Genomic DNA, 21,880 nt, shown 5'->3' on the forward strand with positions numbered 1-21,880 from the left:
CCCATGCCGCGTAAGCGACCGGGCGCGATCCGCGCCGCACGGGAACGCCGACCGCCCCAGTGGGCCCGTGAGCTGCTCCCCGTCGACCGACTGTCCCGCGACACGAGTGCCGCGATCCACCTGATCGAGCACGGCGGCCACCGCTACGGGATCCGACCCGGGCGGACGGCGCAGTTGCTCGCCGGCTACCGGACGTTCCTCCGACAGCCCGGCCGGAGGCTGCTGCTGGTCGCCTCGGAGTGCCCGGCCTGCCCGGGGTGCCAGTACGACGACCTCGCGGTGGCCAGGGACACCCTGGAGCTCCTGGCGGGCAGCCTCCCGACCGCAGCGCGCGCCGAACTCCGGCGGCTTCTTGCCGCCCTCGACGCGGAGTTCCGCCGCAGGACTCTTCCCGACCCCGACCCGAGCCACTGGCTGGACTGGAGCGGGGATCCGTATCCGTGGTGGCACCGCCGGCTGTACGTGGGCGGATGAGGAAGCGGGCTCTGACGAAGAGGCGGAGCCGCAGGACCACGGCTCGCCCACCAGCCGTCAGCCGACCCGGAGGCCCAGCGCCAGGGTCAGTTCGAGGACCCGGTGCGGCGATGCGAGATCCGGGAACAGCTCCCGCAGCTGCGACATCCGGTACCGGACCGTCTGGGGGTGGACGAACAGCTCCGCCGCCACCTCGTCCCGCCTGCCCTGGTGCAGCAGCCAAGCCCGCAGCGTCTCCTCCAACCGCCGTGCGGTGGTGACCGGCACGGTCCGCAACGGGGCGAGGGCTCGGGCGCGCAGGTCCGCGAAGGCGTCCGCGTCGGCGCTCAGCACCAGTTCGGGCAGGTGCTCCTCGGTGTCGCGGATGTCCGGGGAGAGGGAGCGTGCGCGTACGGCTCGTGCGTACGAGGCGGACGCACGGGTCCAGGGCCGTGCCGGGCCGACCACGGCGGTGCGGTCGGTCAGCTGCCGCAGGAGGTGTGACCGGTCGGCGTCGGGGACGAGCAGCACGCCGGTGGCGTCCGGCAGGTCGTCGAGGACGAGCGTGCTGGGGTCGAGCGGCCGGTAGGCGGGCCGGGCCTGGGCGGCGGGCAGCAGGACCGCGGTCAGCGAGACCGGGGGCTGCCACCCGGCCCGCTGGGCGGAGGCCAGCAGCACGTCCGGACTCGCGCCGGCGAGGAGGTCGCGGGCCAGGTGTTCCAGGTGGCGCTCGTGGGCCCTGCCGCGGGCGGCCAGTTCGTCGGCGTGGCCCGCGGCGCTCGCGGCGGAGAGTTCGTCGATGTAGGCGAAGGTCAGCTCGGCGAACTTGGCGACCTCGGCGGCGGGCAGACCCGCGGGTACGGCGCCCGCCGCCAGGCACCGCCAGGCCACTCGGGCGCCGACGCGGTAGGCGCTGAGCAGGGCGTCCATCGAACGGCCGTCGCGCACCTCGCCGCGGCCCAGCTCGTAGGCCGCGTCGCCGGCGTCGCCGCCCGTGGCGTTCCCGCTCGCGAGGTCCAGGTAGTGCCCCAGGGCGGTGCGGACGGCCCGGCGGATGGTGGCGCCCATGCGGCCCGAGAGGGCGTTGGCATAGGGCGGGACCTCGTCGATGATCGCCTCGACGACCTCGTCGGCGGTGGCCGCCAGCGCGGCCCGGAGCGCGGCGACCGTCGTCCCGTCCAGGGCCGGCTCGCCGGCCCTCTGGATTGCATGGCTCACGTTTTGTTCCCCACGAACAATTCGGCCGACCAGATTCACATCCTACGGTCAGGACTTTACGCCCTGGGGCGCAGCAAGCTGGAGCCATGACAAGCGCAGCCCTCCGCAGCAGGGCATGGAAACTGCTGGAGATGGTCACCACACCGCTCCTGCCGTCGGACTACCTCGACCTGGTGAGCCCGCTGCGGGCGGGTGCGGACCTGCGCGGGCGCGTCGAGGGCGTGCACCCCGAGGCGGGCGGCGCCGCGACCGTCGTGATCAGGCCGGGACGGGGCTGGCGCGGCCACGTGGCGGGTCAGTACGTGCGGATAGGGGTCGAGGTCGACGGGGTGCGCCTGTGGCGCTCCTACTCCCTCACCTCACCGCCGGACCGCCGGGACGGCCGCATCACCATCACCGTGAAGGCGATCCCGGACGGCAGGGTCAGCAACCAGCTGGTCCACCGGACGGCACCGGGCACGCTGGTCCAACTCGACCAGGCGGCGGGCGACTTCGTGCTGCCGCGGGCCAGGCCCGCCAAGGTGCTCTACCTGACGGCCGGCAGCGGCATCACGCCCGTCATGGGCATGCTGCGCGACACCGGGCTCGATGACGTCGTGATGGTCCACTGCACACCACGACCGCAGGACGTGATCTTCCGCGACGACCTGCACGACCTGGTCGCGGACGGGCGGCTGCGGCTCATCGAGGTGCACACCGGGACCGACGGCCGGCTCGACCTCGGGCGCCTCGGTGGCCTCGTGCCCGACTGGGCCGAGCGCGAGACCTGGGCCTGCGGGCCCGGGGGACTGCTCGACGCCGTCGAGGAGCACTGGGCCGAGCACGGCGCCCCGGAGCGCCTGCACACCGAACGCTTCCGCCCCGCCGTCGTCCTCACCGGCGGCGGCGCCGGCGGCACGGTCACGTTCAGCACCACGGGCAAGGCCGTCGAGGCGGACGGCACCACGCCGTTGCTGGACGTCGGCGAGGAGGCCGGCGTGCTCATGCCGTCCGGGTGCCGCATGGGCATCTGCTTCGGCTGCGTCACGCCGCTCACCGCGGGCGCCGTCCGTGACCTGCGCACCGGCGAGATCACCGAGGCCGCGCCGGGCGTCCTCGTCCAGACCTGTGTGTCCGCCGCGGCGGGCTCCTGCGACATCGAACGGTAGAGGCACCTTGACCGCCATCGACCCCACCGCCCACCTGACCGCGGAGCAGATCGAGGAGCTCGGCCGCGAGCTGGACGCGATCCGCGACGAGGTGATCGCCGACCGCGGCGAGAAGGACGCGGCCTACATCCGCAAGGTCATCTCGGTGCAGCGCAAGCTCGAGCTGGCCAGCCGGGGCGTGCTGCTGTTCTCGATCTTCCCGCCCGCGTGGTTGCTGGGCACCGCCGGCCTGTCCGTGGCGAAGATCATGGACAACATGGAGATCGGCCACAACGTCCTGCACGGGCAGTGGGACTGGATGCGGGACCCGAAGATCCACTCCACCACCTGGGAGTGGGACCACGTCTCGCCGTCCGAGCAGTGGAAGCACTCGCACAACGAGCTGCACCACACCTACACCAACGTGATCGGCAAGGACAACGACCTCGGCTACGGCATCATGCGCGTCGACGAGGACCAGAAGTGGCGCCCCTTCCACCTCGGCCAGCCGCTGTGGAACCTCGTCAACGCCTGCTTCTTCGAGTACGGCATCGCCGCGTACGACCTGGAGCTCGGCAAGAACCTGCGCAAGCACCGCCGGCGCACGCCGGAGTTCCGGGCCCGGGCCCGGGCCGTGGGCCGCAAGATCCGCAAGCAGGTGCTCAAGGACTACGTGATCCACCCGCTGCTGTCCGGCCCGTCCTTCCTCACCACCCTCGCCGCCACCTTCACCGCGAACCTGGTCCGCAATCTCTGGACCCATTCGGTGATCATGTGCGGGCACTTCCCCGAGGGCGTGCAGGTCTTCGAGCGCCGGTCGGTCGAGGGCGAGACGCGCGGTCAGTGGTACCTGCGGCAGATGATGGGCTCGGCGAACATCAGCGGCAGCAGGGCCATGCACTTCATGACCGGAAACCTGTCGCACCAGATCGAGCACCACCTCTTCCCGGACCTCCCGAGCAACCGGTACGCCGAGGTCGCGGTGAAGGTGCGCGCGCTGTTCGAGAAGTACGGCCTGGAGTACGTCACCGGGCCGCTGCCCCGGCAGGTGTTCTCCGCCTGGCACAAGGTCTTCCGGCTCTCGCTGCCGAACAGGAAGCCCGCGGCCACGACGCCCGACCGGACGAAGGAACCCGTCGCGGTCTGAGCGCCGGGGCCGAACCCCTCGGCCGGTGCCCGGGCCGTGCCCCGCCGCCCACCTCGTGGCTCAACAGGTGTGAGCCGTCAGGCAGTCGGCGGCGCAGCGGTCACCGGGGTCGAACGGGCATCAGGGCCGCAGGGCGGTCGCGAGTGCCTCGGTCAGGGTCACCGGCGGGCGGCCGAGCAGCCGGCGCAGGTCGCCGGAGTCGGTGTACAACTCGCCGCGGTTCATGCCGCGGTCGGCGTCGGCGAGGACCTCCGCCAGCGCGACGGGGAGACCCGCGCCGGCCAGGACCCGGCTCAGCTCGCCCACCGGGAGGTCGGTGTAGGCGACCTGCCTCCCGGACGCGGCGGAGACCGCGGCCGCGAGTCCGGCCAGGGTGAAGGATTCGTCGCCGCCGAGCTCGTACACGGCGCCGGTGCGGCCCTCGGTGGTGAGGACGACGGCCGCGGCCTCGGCGTAGTCGGCGCGGGACGCGGCGCTGATCCGTCCCTCGCCCGCAGCACCGACGAGGGCGCCGTCCTGCAGGATCTGCGGCAGTCGGTCGGTGTAGTTCTCCAGGTACCAGCCGTTGCGCAGCAGCACGTTGGGGACGCCGCGCTCCCGCAGGTACGCCTCGGTCTCGCCGTGGGTGGCACCGATGACGGTGGTGGCCGTGTCCGCGTGCGTCGTGCTCGTGTACGCCAGCAGCGACACCCCCGCGGACACCGCGGCGTCGATCACCCGGCGGTGGTTGGCGACCCGCCCCTCCACGGGGACCGAGGCCGAGACCAGCAGCAGCCGGTCCGCCCCGGCGAACGCCCGGGCCAGGGAGTCGGGGTCGGCGAAGTCGGCGCGGCGCACCGTGACGCCCCGGTCGGCCAGGTCCTGGATCCGGGAGGCGTCCCGGCCGGTCGCGATGATGTCCGCGGCCGGGACCCCGCGCCGCAGCAGCGCCTCGACGGTGAGCCTGCCCAACTGGCCGGTGGCTCCGGTGACGACGATCGACATGACGGTCGTTCCTTCCTTCCCTGTGCGTCCCGCACGCCTGCCGCGGTCCGTCCGCAGCGGGCTGGCACCCAGCATGACCTGGACACTCTCTGTTGGGGAGTAGCCACTTCTTGGTACGGTACTTACCTGAGCGAAAGCATTGAGGTGAGCCGTGTGACCGCCGTCGAGAACGCGACCGGACCAGCACCGTCCTTCGACCCGTACGAACGCGGCTGCCCGTCACGGGACCTGCTCGACCGGATCGGCAGCAAGTGGGCGGTCCTCGTCCTGGGCGAACTCGGCCGCAACGGGACCTCGCGCTTCGGCGAGCTCCGGAAGGCGCTGGCGGGGGTGAGCGAGAAGATGCTCACCCAGACGCTGCGCACCCTCGAACGCGACGGGTTGATCAGCCGGACCCTCTACCCGGAGGTCCCGCCGCATGTGGAGTACGAGTTGACCGCACTGGGGCAGACGCTGCGGGAACCGCTGAAGGCGCTCACGGAGTGGTCCGTGCTGCACATCGGGGAGGTTCTCACCGCCCGCGAGGCGTACGACGAGCGCACCGGGCACACCCGGTGACCGACGGCAGCTGACGCCGCACCCACCGAACCCCTCAGGGGCGCGAAGGAGCTCCTTCGGGCAGCGGCACGCGCGTGTCCGGCACCGCGCTGAACGCAGCGATCACGTACGCGGCGAACCGGCGGGAGGCCGCGAGCCGGGCGGAACGCGGCGCGTGCAGGAGGCCCTGATGGGCCGTGAGCATCAGGACCAGGTCGTCGACGACGAAGCCGGGCCGCAGCCGGCCGGCCGCCTGGGCGCGGCGCGCCAGTTCGGTGACCGCGCGCAGCGTCCGCTCCCGGTCGGCGGCGAAGTCCATGACCTCGGGGTTCGCCGTCATGAAGGCGTCGGCGAACCCGCGGCTGTGCGCGTGGAGTTCACAGAGCCGCTCGATCAGCACCCGGAACCCGCGCCACGGATCCGCGTCGCCCAGAGCGTCCCTGACGGCGCCCTGACAGGCCCGGCGCCGCTCGGCGAACGCCTCCGCGATGAGCGTCTGCTTGGTCGGGAAGTGCCGGTACAGCGTGGCCGGGCTGAGTGCCGCGTGCCGGGCGACATCGCGCACGGGCGCGTCCAGGCCCCGCTCGCCGAACACCGCGCCGGCGGCTTCCAGGAGCCGGGCCCGGTTGTCGAGCGCGTCGGAGCGCCCCCTGCGAGGCAGATGACCGGTCATCGTCTCTCACTTCCGCCGGACGGACGGGCCCGCCCGGTACGGTCCGATGGTGCTGTCGCCCCCAGGGTCGCAGCAGTCGAGCCCCGTCCGCCCGCCGAACCCGGGAGCAGCCGTGCGAGCCGTCAGCATCAGGACCTTCGGAGACCCCGCAGGCCTACAGGTCGTCGACCTGCCCGAGCCCGCGCCCGGCCCGGGGCAGGTACGCATCGCCACGGAGGCGATCGGCGTGGGCGGCGTGGACGCCGTGATCCGCCGGGGAGCCCTCGCCGCCTACGGGTTCCGGTCGGGCCACATCCTCGGGAGCGAGGTCGCGGGGAGCGTCGTCGAGGTGGGGGAGGGCGTGGACCCCGCCTGGACCGGGCGGCAGGTGTGGGCGTTCACCGGCCTGTCCGGAGGCTACGCCGAGCAAGCCGTCGCCTCCGTCGACGACGTACTGCCCCTGCCCCCGGGACTCACCGGCACCGACGCGGTGACGCTCGGTGGCTCCGGCGTCGTCGCCCACTTCGCCCTGGACCGCGCCCGGTTCACCCCCGGGGACGCGCTGCTCGTGCGCGGCGCGGCCGGCGGCATCGGGATCACGGCGGTCCAGCTCGCGGCCGGGGCCGGCGCCGGCGCGGTGGCGGTCACCACCTCGTCGCCCGAGCGCGGCGCCCGCCTCCGGGAGCTGGGCGCCACCCACGTCCTGAGCCGCTCCGGCGACGGCGGCCCGGACGCGCCGGCCGGCTTCGACGTGGTGATCGACGTCGTGGCGGGCCCCGAACTCCCGCTCTTCCTGGACCGGTTGAACGACGGCGGGCGGTACCTGGCGGTCGGCATGCTCGGCGGACCGCCGCCGGCCGACTTCGGCATGCGGATGATGGACGCCTTCCGCAGGTCCCTGTCGTTCGCCACCTTCAGCTCCGACACCGTGCCCGGCCCCGAGCGGCAGGCCGTACGGGCGTCCCAGTTCGCCCGAGCCGCGCGCGGCGACCTGCGCAGCGTGGTGCACGAGGTGCTGCCGCTGGACCAGGCGGCAGCGGCCCACCGCGCGATGGACACGGGCGAGGTGTTCGGACGGATCGTCCTGGTGCCCTGAGCGCTGCGCGGCCCGCTCGCTCCCCGGGGCCGGACTCCCCGGCCGGGTCACGTCCGCTCCGGAACCGAGGGCCGGCGGCGTCGTTCGGTCCGGTGCGGTTCAGTCCGGTGGTTCGTGCGGGTGCGGCCGGTCCGGATCCGGGGGTCCGGGGTGCGTCGGGGGCTCGGGCTCGGGGCCGCCGGGGCGGCCGGGCAGCGGGGGATCGGGTGGCGGCTCGGGCGAGCCCGGAGGGGCCGGGGGATCGGGCGGCAGCGGTGGATCCGGCGGAACGGGCGGGGCCGGTGGCGCCGGCGGCGCCGGTGGTACGGGGGCGATGTCGGGATCCGGGGGTACGGGAATCGAAGCCATGCCTGCCTCCTCAGCGACCGAGCGCGTGGGCGAGCTGCTGCTTGTTCATCTTCGAACGGCCGTGGACGTTGCGCTGCCGCGCCTCGTTGTAGAGCTGCTCCCTGGTGGGCCCCTGGGCGCCGCGGTGGGAGCGCAGGCCGCCCCGCCGGGAGGAGGAGATGTCCTCGAGCGAGCTGCGGCTGGCGGTCTTCGACTCGCCGTGGCGGGCGCGTTCCTTGTTCACGGTGCGGGCGGCGATCTCCTCGGCCAGCTCCTCGCTCTCCCCGCGCGCCAGGACGCTGTCCTTGATGTGCTCGTACTGGCGTTCCCGCTTGGGTGTTGATCCGCGCGGCATGTCACTCGCTCCTCGGGTCCGTTGGTGTGCTGGTCGACGGGTGGCGCAGCCTGCCGCCGACGTCCCATGTCCTGCGGCTAACCCGATCGCGTCGCGGCAAACCCCGGCGGACCGGTGGCGCCGGGGCGTGCGGCGCGGGGTGCGTACCCGGCGGCCGCGCGTGCCGGGCCGGGCGGCCGTAGTGTCGGATACCGGCTCGGGACGAGGAAGGGAGAGGTGCAGATGCCCGCCGCAGCGCTGTTCGACGTCGACGGCACCCTGCCCGACACCGCGAGCCGGCCCCCGATCTCGTCCGGGCGCGACCGGTGGAACGACCGTGGGTGACGACCAGGACATCGGGTACGCGGTCACCGCCGAGTTCTACGACCTGCTGCAGGCCGAGACCGACCGCCGCCAGGCCCGGCGGCGCTTCGCCGAGCCCGCCGCCCGCGCCCGACAGGCGATCCTCGACGTCGGCGCGGGCACCGGAATCGTCACCGGGATCCTGCTGACGGCCTCGGCCGTACCCGTCCACGCCGTCGAGCCGTCCGCGCCGATGCGCGCCGCGCTGCTGACCAGGCTGGCCGCGCTGGGTGCCGACCAACGTGCCCGGGTGACCCTGCACCCCGAGCCCATCGAGGAGACCGGACTCGTCCGGGCCGTGGACCTGGCCATCGCGTCGAACGTCGTCGCCACCCTCCCACCGCCCGTGCGACGGGCCACCTGGCAGGCCGTCGCCAGGGCGCTGACACCGGGCGGCGTGCTGCTCTTCGACCCGCCGCCCGAGACGCTGCCCGGCGGCCGCGAGACCGCAGCACGCCTGGGCCCGGTGCGCGTGGGCCCTGACCTCTACAGCGCGGAACTGACCCTGGAACCGGAGCGCGGCATCCTCCGCTCGGTCTTCACCTACCGCGTCGAACGCGACGGGGTGCTCCAGCGCGAGGAACGGGAGGCCTTCGACCTGTGGCCGGTCGAACCGGCGCTGCTGCGGGCGGAACTCGAAGCGGCGGGCCTGCACGTCGTGCAGGCCCCGCACGCCGACCTCGTGGCGGCCCGGCGCACCGCGAGCTGACGGCGCCGCAGTCACGCTCGAGCGATGACAGGGATCCCGAGGCCGGCGACCCTGCCCCGTGCCGTCCCGGCTTCGGTCAGCTGTCCTGGTCGATGACGTCGCGAAGGTACCGCACGGCGAGTTCCTCGGCGTGGTGGTTCCGTTCGACGGCCGCCGCGTCGGCGTCGGACCACCGGCGGTAGAGGTCGGCGGCGGCGAGGAGTGCCCGCCCGGCCTCGTGCCGGTCGTAGCCGCACACCGTGGCCCGCAGCTCGTGCGCCTCCTCGGGTGCGACGGCCTCCAGGTGGCGCACCCCACGGGGGGCCGTGCCCGCCCGGCGGGCGGCCAGCGGGCCGAGCACGGTCTCGCGCAGGTAGGCGAGGAAGTCGACGGTCTCGAACAGTTCCCCGCGGCCGAGCTTGGTCGCGCCGTAGTGCACCCAGACCCAGAACCGGTCCTCGATCCACTGGAGGTCGAACGCCTCGGCCACCGGCGGTCGTTGGGTGAGGGCGCCGGCCAGGAGGCCGTCCCGGTCCCAGAGGATCTGAGGGTCCTCGATCCGTTCGGCGAAGTCGGAGGCCCGGACGAACTTGAAGTCGACGTGGAGGAGCGGCGGGCCGACGAGGCTGATGATCACGCGCGGCTCGCCGACGTGCTCCCCGGTGAAGCCGGCCACCAGGGAGGTCCAGGAGCCGATCAGCGCGAGCCGCTCGCGCATGACCTCGTCGTAGGCCCCGTCACCGATGACCAGGATCAGGTCCACGTCCGAGTAGGCGTCAGGGCGGCCTCCCGCGAGGGAGCCGGTGAGTGCCACACCGGCCACGCGCGCATCCCCTCGGAGGCGGGGGAGCAGGTCGTCGAGGAACTGGCTGTGCAGGGAGGGGACGTCCATCCGCTTTCCTTCCGATCGGAGCAAAGCAGGCCAACGTAACACGAACCCCCCTGGAGACCGCGAACCGGATTCCGCACGCCACCTCGCAGTCGATTCCGGGGGGCGGGCTGATGGCCGGCTCCCAGGGCCCGACGTCGAGGCGCACGTCGGCGTGGACCGGCGGCGCGTCGTCCAACCGAAGGGAGGGGCGCGGGGTGGTGCGGACACAGCGCGCCGGACCGATCGACCGGAACCATGACACGTGCGCGATGTCAGGTGCCGGCGAGCGAGGCGACGTCAGACAGGGGGCGTACCGCGGTCACCTTCCTCGGGTCGGCCGGATGGGCCGAGCTGGTGGTCCAGGGCGGCGTCGACGGCGGGGCAGTTCGTGCGGATGACGTCGAGGAAGGCGTTCAGTGCCGGGGAGCCGTCCCGGGCCCGGAAGGACAGGACCAGGTCGGGCAGGGGTGTGCGCGGGTTCACCTCGCAGAACCAGGTGCCCCGTCGTGGGGCGGTCAGCATGCGGGAGGGCCCCAGGCCGACTCCCACCCCGCAGGCGGCGAGGCCGATGATGGTGTGGACGTCCCGCGCGACGGTCGCGCCGGAGAGCGCGGGGGAGTCCTTGCCCCGCAGGGCCCGCAGCCCGGTGACGACGGTCGGCTCGTCCGCGTCGGGCGTCACGATCAGGGCCTGTCGCCGCAGTTGGTCCACGTCCACCTCGGCGGCCGGAGCCGGTCAGTCCGGTGCATCCGAGGCGGGGGCGGGAGGCGGGTCGAGCTGCTGGAGCGCCCCGGGGGAGGGGGATCCGGCAGCCGCGGCGCTCTGGCAGTTGCTGCAGGCGTGCCAGCGCGGCGGGCCGGATCCGGGGGCCTGCGGGGCGATGGTCATGTCGGCGGTGTCCAGGCCGCAGAAGGTGAGCGGCCCGCAGGAGCCGGAGGGGCCGACGGGCGCCTGGTGCACTCGGTGCACGGGGGTCTCGGGGTCGGCGGGGGTGTGGTCGGACCGGAGGAGCCGGATGTTGGTCGGTGTGTCCATTTGCAGGACGGCGATGGTGTCCATGCCCCTACGGTGACCCCGGCCGCGCCCTGCCGCCCCCGTACGGCAGCATCCGGCCCAGCCTGCGTCCCGGCCGCACGGCGCTCGTTCGGCTGGTCAGAACGCGAACGTGGCGCTGATGCGCTTTCCCCCGTCGGGTAGCGGCTCGATGCGGCAGGTGTGCGCGAGGATCTGCACGAGGGCCCAGCCGCGGCCTCCCGGTTCTTCGGGGGCCCGCTGGTCGAGCGGCTCGCCTGCGGGGTGGCGGTCGTCGGCGTCCTCGACCTCGACGACGATCCGGCGGTGTTCGTGGTCGATGCGGGCGTGGAAACCGGTCAGCCCGCCGGCGTGACGGTGGGCGTTGACGACCAGTTCGGTGGCGGCGAGTTCGACGTCGGCGAGCAGACGGTCGGTGTCGCCGTCCAGCGTTCGGACGAGCTCGGCGAGCAGGGCGCGGGCGTCGCCTGCGGTGACGACCCGCCGGGGACGGGGACGGGGACGGGCGGCGTCCGCTCCGGGGCCGTCCGGTGCGACCGTTCCGTCTGTGTGGGACATGGTGCGGCCTCGTATCGGAGTCGTGTGCGCGGAGCGAGCAATGGAAGCACGCTGTGGGGCGCGGTGGGGAACATGTGCCCGGAGAGAGGCGGTTGATGCGGGGGAGCGGTCACACGGGCCGGTGCCCGTGCCGGGCGGCCGGCACCAGGCAGCGGCTGTCCGGGCGGCCATCCGGGAGGCGACCCGGGAGGCCGTCCGCGCGGCCCCGGTCGGCTCGGGTGCGAGGGCGAAGTGGCGGTCCGTCGCGGTCGCTTCGAGCGTTCGGCCTTTTCCCGGGGGTGAAAGGGCTGAGGTAGCCTCCAGGGCGGTACATGCCTGTGCTCCGTCTCCGGCGGGGCGCGCGCACTCGGACGCCGGTCCCGTGGGTCGGCGTGGTCTGGAGGCGACGTTCAATGGCCGGATCGACACAGTCCACCGCTTCGGGGCGGCCGAGCTCCGCCGGACCGGGCGTCGGGCAGGTCGGGGAGAAGGATCTGCGCCTCCTGCTGGCCGGTCTGACGGCGGTGCGCGACGGTGACTTCGGCACCCGGCTGCCTGCGGCCGCGGACGGCCTGCTGGGTGAGATCGCCGAGGTGTTCAACGGCATGGTCGACCAGCTGTCGCACTTCACGTCGGAGGTGACCCGGGTGGCCCGGGAGGTCGGCACCGAAGGGCGGCTGGGCGGTCAGGCGGACGTGCGGGACGTCTCCGGGACGTGGCGGGACCTCACCGACTCGGTGAACTTCATGGCGGGCAACCTGACCGGCCAGGTCCGCAACATCGCCCAGGTCGCCACGGCGGTGGCCCGGGGTGACCTGTCGCAGAAGATCACCGTGGACGCGCGCGGGGAGATCCTGGAGCTGAAGAACACCGTCAACACGATGGTCGACCAACTGTCGTCGTTCGCCGGTGAGGTGACCCGGGTGGCCCGGGAGGTCGGCACCGAAGGGCGGCTGGGCGGTCAGGCGGACGTGCGGGACGTCTCCGGGACGTGGCGGGACCTCACCGAGTCCGTCAACGTGATGGCGGACAACCTCACCGCCCAGGTGCGGGCCATCGCGTCGGTGACGACCGCCGTCGCGCAGGGCGACCTCACCCAGAAGATCCGGGTCGACGCGCGCGGGGAGATCCAGGAGTTGAAGGAGACCATCAACACGATGGTCGACCAGCTGGGCGCCTTCGCCGACGAGGTCACCAGGGTGGCCCGCGAGGTCGGCACCGAGGGCAATCTCGGGGGCCAGGCGACGGTGCGCGGCGTGTCCGGCACCTGGAAGGACCTGACCGACAACGTCAACGTCATGGCGTCCAACCTGACCGGCCAGGTCCGCTCGATCGCGCAGGTCGCCACGGCCGTGGCCAAGGGCGACCTCTCGCAGAAGATCACCGTGGAGGCCGAGGGCGAGGTCGCGGCGCTCGCCGGGGTGATCAACACCATGGTCGACACGCTCTCCGCGTTCGCCGACGAGGTCACCAGGGTGGCCCGCGAGGTCGGGACGGAGGGCACGCTCGGCGGACAGGCCCGGGTGCCCAACGTCGCGGGGACGTGGAAGGACCTCACCGAGAACGTCAACTTCATGGCGCACAACCTGACCAGCCAGGTGCGCAACATCGCCCAGGTCACGACCGCGGTGGCCAACGGCGACCTCACCCGCAAGATCGACGTCGACGCACGCGGGGAGATCCTGGAGCTCAAGACGACCATCAACACGATGGTCGACCAGCTGTCCGCCTTCGCCGCCGAGGTCACCCGGGTGGCCCGGGAGGTCGGCAGCGAGGGGCGGCTGGGCGGCCAGGCCGAGGTCGAGGGGGTCTCCGGCACCTGGAAGCGGCTCACCGAGAACGTCAACGAACTGGCCGGCAATCTGACCCGGCAGGTGCGCGCGATCGCCGAGGTCACCAGCGCCGTCGCGGCCGGCGATCTCACCCGCTCCATCACCGTCGACGCCTCCGGCGAGGTCGCCGACCTCAAGGACAACATCAACTTCATGGTGGAGTCCCTGCGCGAGACCACCCGCGCGGGTGAGGAACAGGACTGGCTCAAGACCAACCTGGCCCGCTTCTCCGCGCTCATGCAGGGCAGCCGCGACCTCGCGGCCGTCGCCGAATCGATCATGGACGAGCTGACCCCGTTGGTCGGCTCCCAGTGCGGCGCCTTCTACCTCACCGAGGAGGACGGCGGACCGCAGGCCGTGCTCCGGCTCGTCGCCTCCTTCGCCGCCCCGGACGGCGGGCGGCCCACCCGCTTCCGCCTCGGCGAGTCCTTCGTCGGGCAGGCCGCCCGCAGCCGGAGGACCATCGCGGTCGACGGCCTGCCGGCCGGCTACCTCGCCGTCTCCTCCGGCCTCGGCCGGACGGAGGACCTGTCGCTGGTGGTGCTGCCCATCGTCGCGGAGGACACCGTCCTCGGCGTCATCGAGCTGGCCTCGGTGCGGCCGTTCACGCCGGTCCACCGGGACTTCCTCGAGCAGCTGATGGAGACCATCGGCGTCAACCTCAACACCATCGTCGCCAACGCCCGCACCGACGAACTGCTCGGCGAGTCCCAGCGCCTGACCGCCGAACTCCAGGCCCGCTCGGCGGAGTTGCAGGCCCGGCAGGAGGAACTCCAGGAGTCCAACGCCGAACTCGAGGACAAGGCGGAACTCCTCGCGGCCCAGAACCGCGACATCGAGACCAAGAACCTGGAGATCGAGCAGGCCCGCCAGGAACTGGAGGAGCGTGCCCACCAGTTGTCCCTCGCCTCGAAGTACAAGTCGGAGTTCCTGGCCAACATGAGCCACGAACTGCGCACCCCGCTCAACAGCCTGCTGATCCTCGCCCAACTGCTCGCCCAGAACCCCACCCGCAACCTCAACGCCAAGCAGGTCGAGTACGCCGGCATCATCCACTCCGCCGGCTCCGACCTGCTCCAGCTCATCAACGACATCCTCGACCTGTCCAAGATCGAGGCCGGCAAGATGGACCTCACCGACGAGACGGTCCCGCTGGGCGCGCTCCTGGAGTACGTCGAGGCCACCTTCCGGCCCATGACCACCCAGAAGAGCCTCGCCTTCACCGTCAGCACGGGCGAGGGCGTGCCCGGCGAACTGGTCACCGACGACACCCGGCTGCGCCAGGTGCTGCGCAACCTGCTGTCCAACGCCGTGAAGTTCACCGAGAAGGGTCGGGTCGAACTGAGCATCGAGCGCGCCGCCCCGGGGGAGGTCCCGGACGCGCTCCGCCACGGCGCGCCGGTCCTGGCGCTGCGGGTCACCGACACCGGCATCGGCATCGCGCCCCAGCACCTGGAGACCGTGTTCGGCGCGTTCCAGCAAGCGGACGGGACCACCAGCCGCCGCTACGGGGGCACCGGCCTGGGCCTGTCCATCAGCCGCGAGATCGCCCACCTGCTGGGCGGAGCGATCACCGCCCGCAGCGCCCTGGGCCAGGGCAGCACCTTCACCCTCTACCTGCCCGTGCACCGGAACGACGCCGGAGCCGCCCTCCCGCAGGCCGTCGAGGCCGCGCAGACGCCCGGCACCGCCGACCCCCGGCAGGCACCGGCCGCCGGCCGGCCCGGTGCGGGGGCCGGTGTCCCCGCCCAGCGCCGCCGCCTGCTCGTCGTCGAGAGCCGCCCCAACGGCCTGCTCTCCCTCGTCGCCGAGAGCGCGGTGGCCGACCTCGCCCGCTACGCCGAGGCCGAGACCGGCCGGGAGGTGGACGTCGTCGCCGCGGTCGGCCCGCAGGAGGCGGCCGCGACCCTGGCCGCCGGCCCCTGCCACTGCGTGGTCCTGGAACTCGACCTCCCGGACGGCGCGGCCGCCGACCTGGTGTCCGAGATGGACCGCGATCCCGCCCTGACCGGAGTGCCGGTCCTGGCGCACACCAGCCGCGGCCTCGCCGCCGAGGAGGAGGCGGCCGCCCTCGGAGCCGGGGCCCGGCGGGCCGAGTTCATCTCCAGCCTCGACGAACTGCGCGAGCGCATCGCGCTGCACATGAGCGCCGACCGCCCCGGCGACGTCATGCCGCTGCGCGCCCCGGGACTCCAACCCGCCTGGCACGCGCCCGACACGGACGGCACCCTCACCGGGCGCACCGCGCTCGTCGTCGACGACGACGACCGCAACCTCTTCGCGATCACGGGCATCCTGGAACTGCACGGCATGCGCGTCCTGCAGGCCGAGAACGGCCGTACGGCCCTCGACGTCCTGGCCCAGAACCCGGACCTCGACGTCATCCTGATGGACGTGATGATGCCGGAGATGGACGGCTACACCGCCACCGCGGCCATCCGCTCCAGGCCCGAGCACGCGCGCCTGCCGATCATCGCCGTCACCGCCAAGGCCATGATCGGCGACCGGGAGAAGAGCCTGGCCGCCGGCGCGAGCGACTACATCACCAAGCCGGTCGACGCGAACGAACTGATCAGCAGGATCACGACCCAGCTCACCTCCTGACCGTGCGCCGACCCGCAGGACCCGAGGAGCCGAAGCCGTGCACCACCCCCGCGAACAGAGCCCCGTGAGCACCACCGCGGTACCGTCGACCGACCCCGGCACGCCCCGGGTGGGAGCCCAGCGGGGAACGCCTCGGGGCACCACGCCCGCCATCACGGCCGGCACCACGCCCGCCATCACGGCCGACACCACGCCCGGAGTCACGGCCGACGGGGAGGCGGCCGCGATCGGCCGACTCGCCTCGACCGTCGAGGGCCTGCGGCACGAGCTCCAGCGGGCACAGGCCGACAGCGCGGGGCGGGCACTGATCGAGATGGCCGTCGGTGTGCTGATCGAACGGCTTGGCTGCGGCCCCACCGAGGCCGCGTCCCAACTGGACGGTCTGGCCGACCGGGCGGGCACGTCCGTGCTCGAACTCGCCGCCGACCTCGTCAACCAGGCGAGCAGCGACCGGATATCCGCCCTCGCGGGCGACTTCGTCGCCGCCTCCGGTCAGCCCGCCCGGCCGGCCAGGTCGGCCGCCCTGCGACTGCGCAGCACCCAGGCGGACACGCTGTCCCGCGCCGACGCCCATGCCGTGGCCCAGTCGATGCTCGGACACGCCCTGCACCCCCTGGGCGCCACCGCCGTCGCCATCTGGGCGGCCCACCCGGACCAGTCCCTGTCCCTCGCGGGCGCGGGCGGCTTCAGCGAGGCCGAGGTCCTCCGCTGGCGCTACGTACCGCCCGGCGTGCCCACCCCGGCGCGGCAGGCGCTCGACCGGCGCGAGGCCGTCGGACACGCGACGATCAGCGGCGCCGGTCTGCCCTCGATCGGCAGCCTGGAGGCCCCCGGGGGCCGGCTGGCCGTTCCCGCCGGCAGCGGGGGACGACTGGTCGGAGTGCTCGAGATCTGCTGGCCCGGCCCGCTGCCCGAGCGGACCCAGTCCCTGCAGCGGCAGTTCGAGGCCCTGGCCGAGCTGGCCGCCGCCACCCTGGAGACCTGGGACCACGACACCGAAGGACCCTTCGGCCCGGCCGACGCGGCTTTCGAGGAACTGCGCCAGCTCACCGACGGCCTGCTCGACCCGTGCCTGACCCTGTGCCTGGCACCCGGCAGCGAGGAGGGGCCCGTCCAGTTCCTCATCGAACACGTCAACCCGGCCTTCGTCGACTTCGCCGGTCGGCCCGGCAACGCCATCGTGGGCTCCCGGCTGCTGGAGGCCTACCCGCTCGCCGCGGAGGCCGGAGGCCTCTTCGAAGCGGTGGAGCACACCTTCGCCACCGGCGAGCCGTTCCGGGCCAGGAACATGCGGCTCTCCGCCCACCTGGACGGTGTTCCGCTCAGCACCACCGCGCAGGTGGCGATCAGCCGCCACGGCCGGCGCCTGGCCGTCGTCTGGCGGCTCGACGACGGCACCGCCCGGGTGGCCCGCCTGCTCCAGCACGCCCAACGCCTCGGCCGGATCGGCGGCTTCGAGGAGAACCTGACGACAGGTCAGATCCACTGGAACGAGACCCTGTTCGACCTGCACGGCATCCCGCCGACCGCACCCCCGATCGCGCTGGGCCGGCTCGCCGACCACGCCCACCCCGACGACCGCCAGACCATCGAACGCTTCCTGCGCACCCTGCTCCACCACCGGCGCCCGGCCTCCAGCGCGTTCCGCCTGCAACGCCCCGACGGTGTCGCCCGCCACATCCGTGTCGTCGCCGAACCCGTCGCCGTCTCCGACACCCAGCCGACCGTGGTGCGCGGCGCCTACCAGGACGTCTCCGCCCAGCACTGGACCGAGGTCGCACTCGCCGCCAGCCGTGACCAACTCGCCCAGAGCGAACAGCAGGCCGCCGAGCGCGCCCGGCTGGCCCTCCAGCTCCAGCACGCCATCATGCCGCCCGCCCGCGGGCCGATCGACCTGCACGACCTCCAGGTCGCGGTGCGCTACCGCCCGGCCGAGAAGGACCACCTGGTCGGGGGCGACTGGTACGACGCCCTCACCCTGCCGACCGGCGAGGTGCTGCTCTGCGTCGGCGACGTCGCCGGGCACGGCATCGAGGCCGCCACCGGCATGGTCGCGCTGCGCAACGCCCTGCGGGGCCTGGCCGCCACCGGCGCGGGCCCCGCGCAACTCCTCAACTGGCTGAACAGCGTGACGCACCACCTCACCGACAACGTCACCGCCACCGCCGTCTGCGCCCTCTACCACCCCGGCAGCGGGCGGCTGCGCTGGGCCCGGGCCGGCCACCTGCCCCCGGTCCTGCTGCGCGGCGGCCGCGCCGAGACGCTCCCCCAGCTCGGCGGGATCCTTCTGGGCGCCCTCGACCAGGCCGACTACGAGGAGGGCGAGGCGCACCTGCGAAGCGGCGACACCCTCGTGCTGTACACCGACGGCCTCATCGAACGCCGCGACAAGCCCCTCCAGGCCTGCCTCGACAGCCTCCTCGCCCTCTCCGAGCGCGCGGTGGGGGAACCCGGCGCGCGCGGACTCGAAGCCCATCTGGACCACCTGTTGCGCTTCAGTGACGCCGACACCGACGACGACACCTGCCTGGTCGGCATCCGGGTCCAGTAGCCGTCGGCCGACCGCGCCGCCGGGAGGGGGGACCGACGCGTGGCCGTCAGCTCCGGCCGGACGGCCGTGCCGCTCCTCCGTCACGATCGCGTGAACGGGCCACGGGGGTAGGGGCCGCCGCCCCCGTCGCCGGGTGCCCGTCGTTCCTCCGCCGGTACGCCGCGATGGCGGCGGAGGCGTCGAAGGGCACGATCGTGGCAGCGGCGTGCGGCAGCCGGTTCACGGCGTGGGCGAGGGAGTCCCCGCTGCGGGCGTGCAACAGCCGTCCCGTCAGCGGGCCGTAGGAGCGACGGGCGATGAGCAGCGTGACCCGGGTGTGTCCGTCGGCGGTGACGCGGGCGACGAGCCGGGCGATGGCGTGGTGCAGCCGGCGGTCCGGGCAGTCCACCAGCTCCAGCGGCACGTCCGCGGCCCGGTTGGACTCCCAGGCGAGCCGGAGTTCCTCGGCACGGGCGGTGTCCAGGGCGACGTGCACGGCGCGCAGTCGGGTCGGCCGCAGGGCGTGGGCGTGGCCGAGGGCCGTGAGGGCCGCGAGGTCGAGCCGGTCGACCAGGAGCACCACGACGTGGCGCGAGCGGGTCTCGGTCGTCGCCGTGGCGGGTGCGGCGTCCAGCGCGGCCTGCTCCGTGCGGTAGCGCTCGTTGGTGCGGATCAGGCCCCACACCCCGAGGGGGAAGAGGATCACGACGACCCAGGCGCCTTCGGTGAACTTCGTGACGGCGAAGACGACCACCACGGCGGCGGAGGCGGCCGCCGCGGCCGCGTTCACCGCGACCTTCAGGAGGCGGTGCTCCGCTCGGCGTCGCCAGTGGTGCCTGGCCAGACCGGCGGTCGCCATGACGAATCCGGTGAAGACACCGATCGCGTACAGGGAGACGAGTTCGGTCAGTCGGCCGCCGGTGGCGAGCAGCAGCGCGAGCGAGACGGCCGTGAGCACCAGGATGCCGTTGGAGAAGGCGAGTCGGTGGCCCCGCCGGGTCAGCCGCCGGGGGAGGAAGGAGTCGTCGGCGACGAAACTGGCCAGGAACGGGAACCCGTTGAAGGAGGTGTTCGCCCCGGTGTAGAGGACGAGGGCGGTGGCGACCTGGACGGCGGCGAACATCGCCTGCCCGAAGACGCTCCGGCCGAACACCAGGTGGGCCTCCTGGGCCAGGACGGTCGGGCTCCCGGAGACGTACGGGACGGCGTGGGTGTGCCAGGCGAGGGCCGACACGCCCAGGACGAGCCCGCCCAGGATCACACTCATGATCACCAGTGTCCGGCGTGCGTTGCTGCCCCGGGGCTCGCGGAAGGCGCCGACGCCGTTGGAGATCGCCTCCAGACCGGTGAGCGAGGAGCCCCCGTTGGCGAAGGCCCGGAGCAGGACGAACAACGAGGCGCCCATCAGCAGACCACTTCCCGGCGTGCCCACGGGGACCGTCCCGTCCGCGTGCAGGTCGGCGTCGCTCAGCTGCGGCAGGTTGCCGGCGACGAGCCGTGCGATACCCACCAGGACCGTCAACCCGGCGGTGAGGACGAAGAGGTAGGTCGGAACGGAGAAGGCCCTGCCCGCCTCCCGGATCCCCCGCAGGTTCCCGTAGCAGAGCAGCAGCAGGACCCCCACGGTGATCCACAGCTTGTCCGCGTGGATGTCCAGGTGGAACAGCAGTTGCAGCATGGAGGAGACCGCGTCCGTGCCGGCGGCCGCCTGCACGGCCACCGTGACGATGTAGTCGATCAGCAGGGCGACCGCGGCCACCTGGGCGGTGCGGGGGCCGAAGTTCTCCCGCGCCACCACGTACGAGCCGCCGGCCCGGGTGTAGGTCGTCACCACGTCGCGGTACGACAGCGTGAGCAGGAGCAGCAACCCGAGGATGACGCCCGTCACCGGCATGACCAGGGCGAATCCCGCCACGCCCACCACCGGGACCAGCTGGGTCAGCATCTGCTCCGTGCCGTACGCGCTGGAGCTGATGCAGTCCGGCGCGAGCACGCCGAGGGCCACGGGTTTGGAGAGCTTCTCCTCCCGGAGCCGCGCGGTGACCAGGGGCGGGCCCAACAGGAGCCGCTTGACGCGGTATCCGATGCGTTCCGGCACCTCCACGTCCTCCGCAAGCTCCCGGTGCCGCGGTTGTGTCCGGTGTGTCCGGTGTGTCCGGTGCGTGTCCGTCATCGGGTCCTCCTCCGTCCGACGCGCCTCACAGTGGAGTCGACGGCGGGTGGTCCGGGAGCCCGGTGCCGGCCCGGTGCGGCCGGACCGTCGCCGGTCGGAGCGCTGCCGGTCGGAGCGCGGAACTCGACGCTGACGTCCTCCCCGGCGGTGAAGGCGGCCGCCGTCGCGTAGGAGGTGTAGGCGCGCCGGTCCGCGACCGTCAGGTCGGGGTCGGCGACGAAGGGGGTGGCCAGGCCGCGGGGCCAGAGCCGGAGGTGGCGTACGGCCGCGCTCTCCGCGCAGGCGACGAGGACGAGCGCCGCGAGGTAGAGCCAGGCCATCAGCCCGAGCACGATGCCGAACAGGCCGTACGTCGCGGTGGCCCCCTTCAGCACGTGGCCCACGTAGTAGGTGCCGGCGGACAGCAGGAGCTGCCAGACGAAGGCGGCCCCGAGCGCCTCGGGCCACAGCAGGCGCACGCGCAGGTCGTAACCGATCAGCAGCTTGAAGGCGAGGAGCAGGGCGGCGCCGTTGACGACGATCGCCAGTGGTCCGGCAGCGGCCCGGAGGAGGGAGTTCAGCGGTGCGGAGCCCACGTCCACCGTGGCACCGACGGTCGTCAGGACGCCCGAGGCGCCGGCGGCGCCCACCATCAGCCCCAGCAGCGGAATCCCCCGTGCCCTGGCGGCGACCGCGGTACGACGGCGGTGCCGGGGAATGCCCCACACCGTGTCGAAGGCGTTCTGCACGGCCTGCGCCACACCGGACGCGCCGTAGAGGCTGCCCGCCACACCGATCCCGAGCGCGGTGCCGTTGCCCTGGAGGGAGCGGATGTTGCCTGCGATCTGATCGCCGATCACCGGGAACTGGCCCAGCGCGGAGTGCAGGATCTGTTGTTGGAGCCGGGGGTCGCCGTGCAGCGCGAACCCCAGGACGGTGACCAGGAGCAGCAGCGCGGGGAAGACGGAGAGGAATCCGTAGTAGGTGATCAGCGCGGCCAGGTAGGCGCCCTGGTCGTCGACGAACTTGTAGACGATCGCCGGTACGAGACCGACCCGGGGGTGCCCGCGCTGGTAGTCGTCGAGTCTGCGAAGCAGTCCCAAGAGCCGTGCCTCCTCGGATCGACGGGCCGGCCGAGGGCGGCCCGGTTCCTGTCCGGTCACGGCATCCGTCTGCCCCGTCCCGGTCACGGCATTCCCGACAACCCGGGGCAGTGGGGACGGGGCGCGTCGACGGAGCAGGCGTCGACCCACCGGACGGTCCACGTGGGCCCCGAGGCGTTGGCAGTCGCGCCCGGCTGAGCCGCCGGTTCCCCCGCCGGGGGCCCGGACCGGAGCCCGGCCGATCGGCGGATCGGTGGCCGCATCGGCGGCGGGGCCGGGCGGCACCGAGGGTG

General features: G+C 73.3%; 17 protein-coding genes and 1 pseudogene. 8 read left to right on the forward strand and 10 right to left on the reverse strand.

The annotated features are described in order from the left end of the window. Window positions 1–3: 3 nt before the first annotated feature. Window positions 4–474: a hypothetical protein gene (locus AB0O91_RS01250; protein ID WP_363426957.1), complete on the forward strand. Its 471-nt coding sequence runs from the start codon at window positions 4–6 to the stop codon at window positions 472–474. 57 nt (window positions 475–531) lie between these two features. Here AB0O91_RS01250 and AB0O91_RS01255 read toward each other — a convergent pair whose 3' ends face one another. After that, window positions 532–1,671, reverse strand: coding sequence for a helix-turn-helix domain-containing protein (locus AB0O91_RS01255; RefSeq protein WP_363426959.1), 1,140 nt, complete (start codon window positions 1,669–1,671; stop codon window positions 532–534). An 86-nt stretch (window positions 1,672–1,757) separates the two neighbouring features. Here AB0O91_RS01255 and AB0O91_RS01260 point away from each other — a divergent pair, with 86 nt between their 5' ends. After that, the gene (locus AB0O91_RS01260) at window positions 1,758–2,819 is read left to right on the forward strand and encodes a ferredoxin reductase (RefSeq protein ID WP_363426961.1); all 1,062 of its coding nucleotides are present in this window, start codon (window positions 1,758–1,760) and stop codon (window positions 2,817–2,819) included. 7 nt (window positions 2,820–2,826) lie between these two features. Continuing rightward, window positions 2,827–3,945: an acyl-CoA desaturase gene (locus AB0O91_RS01265; protein ID WP_363426963.1), complete on the forward strand. Its 1,119-nt coding sequence runs from the start codon at window positions 2,827–2,829 to the stop codon at window positions 3,943–3,945. A 120-nt stretch (window positions 3,946–4,065) separates the two neighbouring features. On the opposite strand, the gene AB0O91_RS01270 is transcribed toward AB0O91_RS01265, so the two are convergent. Continuing rightward, window positions 4,066–4,929 (reverse strand): SDR family oxidoreductase, encoded by an 864-nt coding sequence (locus tag AB0O91_RS01270; protein ID WP_363426964.1) that lies wholly within the window; start codon window positions 4,927–4,929, stop codon window positions 4,066–4,068. Window positions 4,930–5,082: 153 nt separating this feature from the next. On the opposite strand from AB0O91_RS01270, the gene AB0O91_RS01275 reads away from it, so the two are divergent. Then, window positions 5,083–5,487: a helix-turn-helix domain-containing protein gene (locus AB0O91_RS01275; protein WP_363426966.1), complete on the forward strand. Its 405-nt coding sequence runs from the start codon at window positions 5,083–5,085 to the stop codon at window positions 5,485–5,487. 34 nt (window positions 5,488–5,521) lie between these two features. Here the strand turns inward: AB0O91_RS01275 and AB0O91_RS01280 are convergent, their stop codons facing one another. Then, a complete protein-coding gene (locus AB0O91_RS01280) occupies window positions 5,522–6,139 on the reverse strand; it encodes a helix-turn-helix domain-containing protein (protein ID WP_363426968.1) in 618 nt (205 codons plus the stop codon). A gap of 112 nt (window positions 6,140–6,251) precedes the next feature. Here AB0O91_RS01280 and AB0O91_RS01285 point away from each other — a divergent pair, with 112 nt between their 5' ends. Beyond that, the gene (locus tag AB0O91_RS01285) at window positions 6,252–7,214 is read left to right on the forward strand and encodes a zinc-binding dehydrogenase (RefSeq protein ID WP_363426970.1); all 963 of its coding nucleotides are present in this window, start codon (window positions 6,252–6,254) and stop codon (window positions 7,212–7,214) included. A gap of 358 nt (window positions 7,215–7,572) precedes the next feature. On the opposite strand, the gene AB0O91_RS01290 is transcribed toward AB0O91_RS01285, so the two are convergent. Continuing rightward, the gene (locus tag AB0O91_RS01290) at window positions 7,573–7,896 is read right to left on the reverse strand and encodes a plasmid stabilization protein (RefSeq protein ID WP_363426972.1); all 324 of its coding nucleotides are present in this window, start codon (window positions 7,894–7,896) and stop codon (window positions 7,573–7,575) included. Between the two features lie 316 nt (window positions 7,897–8,212). Between AB0O91_RS01290 and AB0O91_RS01295 the strand changes: the two genes are divergently transcribed. Continuing rightward, window positions 8,213–8,947: a class I SAM-dependent methyltransferase gene (locus AB0O91_RS01295; RefSeq protein ID WP_363426973.1), complete on the forward strand. Its 735-nt coding sequence runs from the start codon at window positions 8,213–8,215 to the stop codon at window positions 8,945–8,947. Window positions 8,948–9,023: 76 nt separating this feature from the next. Here AB0O91_RS01295 and AB0O91_RS01300 read toward each other — a convergent pair whose 3' ends face one another. The 4 genes and pseudogenes from AB0O91_RS01300 to AB0O91_RS01315 form a co-directional block, all read right to left on the reverse strand. Next, window positions 9,024–9,818 (reverse strand): nucleotidyltransferase domain-containing protein, encoded by a 795-nt coding sequence (locus AB0O91_RS01300; RefSeq protein ID WP_363426975.1) that lies wholly within the window; start codon window positions 9,816–9,818, stop codon window positions 9,024–9,026. A 276-nt stretch (window positions 9,819–10,094) separates the two neighbouring features. Next, window positions 10,095–10,514 (reverse strand): annotated as a pseudogene (locus AB0O91_RS01305) (LysR substrate-binding domain-containing protein); the annotation flags it as partial. 18 nt (window positions 10,515–10,532) lie between these two features. Then, window positions 10,533–10,856: a hypothetical protein gene (locus AB0O91_RS01310; RefSeq protein ID WP_363426976.1), complete on the reverse strand. Its 324-nt coding sequence runs from the start codon at window positions 10,854–10,856 to the stop codon at window positions 10,533–10,535. 93 nt (window positions 10,857–10,949) lie between these two features. Continuing rightward, entirely contained in the window at window positions 10,950–11,387 is a 438-nt protein-coding gene (locus AB0O91_RS01315) for an ATP-binding protein (protein ID WP_363426978.1), read from the reverse strand. 392 nt (window positions 11,388–11,779) lie between these two features. On the opposite strand from AB0O91_RS01315, the gene AB0O91_RS01320 reads away from it, so the two are divergent. Continuing rightward, a complete protein-coding gene (locus AB0O91_RS01320; RefSeq protein WP_363426979.1) occupies window positions 11,780–15,802 on the forward strand; it encodes a HAMP domain-containing protein in 4,023 nt (1,340 codons plus the stop codon). A gap of 175 nt (window positions 15,803–15,977) precedes the next feature. Next, window positions 15,978–18,353 carry a SpoIIE family protein phosphatase gene (locus AB0O91_RS01325; protein WP_363427084.1) on the forward strand — a complete coding sequence of 792 codons (2,376 nt, stop codon included), beginning with the start codon at window positions 15,978–15,980 and terminating at the stop codon, window positions 18,351–18,353. 46 nt (window positions 18,354–18,399) lie between these two features. Here AB0O91_RS01325 and AB0O91_RS01330 read toward each other — a convergent pair whose 3' ends face one another. Beyond that, window positions 18,400–20,430, reverse strand: coding sequence for an APC family permease (locus AB0O91_RS01330; protein ID WP_363426981.1), 2,031 nt, complete (start codon window positions 20,428–20,430; stop codon window positions 18,400–18,402). Between the two features lie 71 nt (window positions 20,431–20,501). After that, window positions 20,502–21,587, reverse strand: a complete 1,086-nt coding sequence (locus AB0O91_RS01335; RefSeq protein WP_363426982.1) for a YihY/virulence factor BrkB family protein — start codon at window positions 21,585–21,587, stop codon at window positions 20,502–20,504. Between the last annotated feature and the right edge of the window lie 293 nt (window positions 21,588–21,880).

Source organism: Kitasatospora sp. NPDC089797 (genome assembly GCF_040684795.1).
Taxonomy (GTDB): Bacteria; Actinomycetota; Actinomycetes; order Streptomycetales; family Streptomycetaceae; genus Kitasatospora.

What these genes read in the sequence shown, in the direction of transcription:
- AB0O91_RS01250 (WP_363426957.1), top strand. Translation starts at nt 4, where the DNA reads ATGCCGCGTAAGCGACCGGGCGCGATCCGCGCCGCACGGGAACGCCGA.
- AB0O91_RS01260 (WP_363426961.1), top strand. Translation starts at nt 1,758, where the DNA reads ATGACAAGCGCAGCCCTCCGCAGCAGGGCATGGAAACTGCTGGAGATG.
- AB0O91_RS01270 (WP_363426964.1), bottom strand. Translation starts at nt 4,929, where the DNA reads ATGTCGATCGTCGTCACCGGAGCCACCGGCCAGTTGGGCAGGCTCACC.
- AB0O91_RS01280 (WP_363426968.1), bottom strand. Translation starts at nt 6,139, where the DNA reads ATGACCGGTCATCTGCCTCGCAGGGGGCGCTCCGACGCGCTCGACAAC.
- AB0O91_RS01290 (WP_363426972.1), bottom strand. Translation starts at nt 7,896, where the DNA reads ATGCCGCGCGGATCAACACCCAAGCGGGAACGCCAGTACGAGCACATC.
- AB0O91_RS01300 (WP_363426975.1), bottom strand. Translation starts at nt 9,818, where the DNA reads ATGGACGTCCCCTCCCTGCACAGCCAGTTCCTCGACGACCTGCTCCCC.
- AB0O91_RS01310 (WP_363426976.1), bottom strand. Translation starts at nt 10,856, where the DNA reads ATGGACACCATCGCCGTCCTGCAAATGGACACACCGACCAACATCCGG.
- AB0O91_RS01315 (WP_363426978.1), bottom strand. Translation starts at nt 11,387, where the DNA reads ATGTCCCACACAGACGGAACGGTCGCACCGGACGGCCCCGGAGCGGAC.
- AB0O91_RS01320 (WP_363426979.1), top strand. Translation starts at nt 11,780, where the DNA reads ATGGCCGGATCGACACAGTCCACCGCTTCGGGGCGGCCGAGCTCCGCC.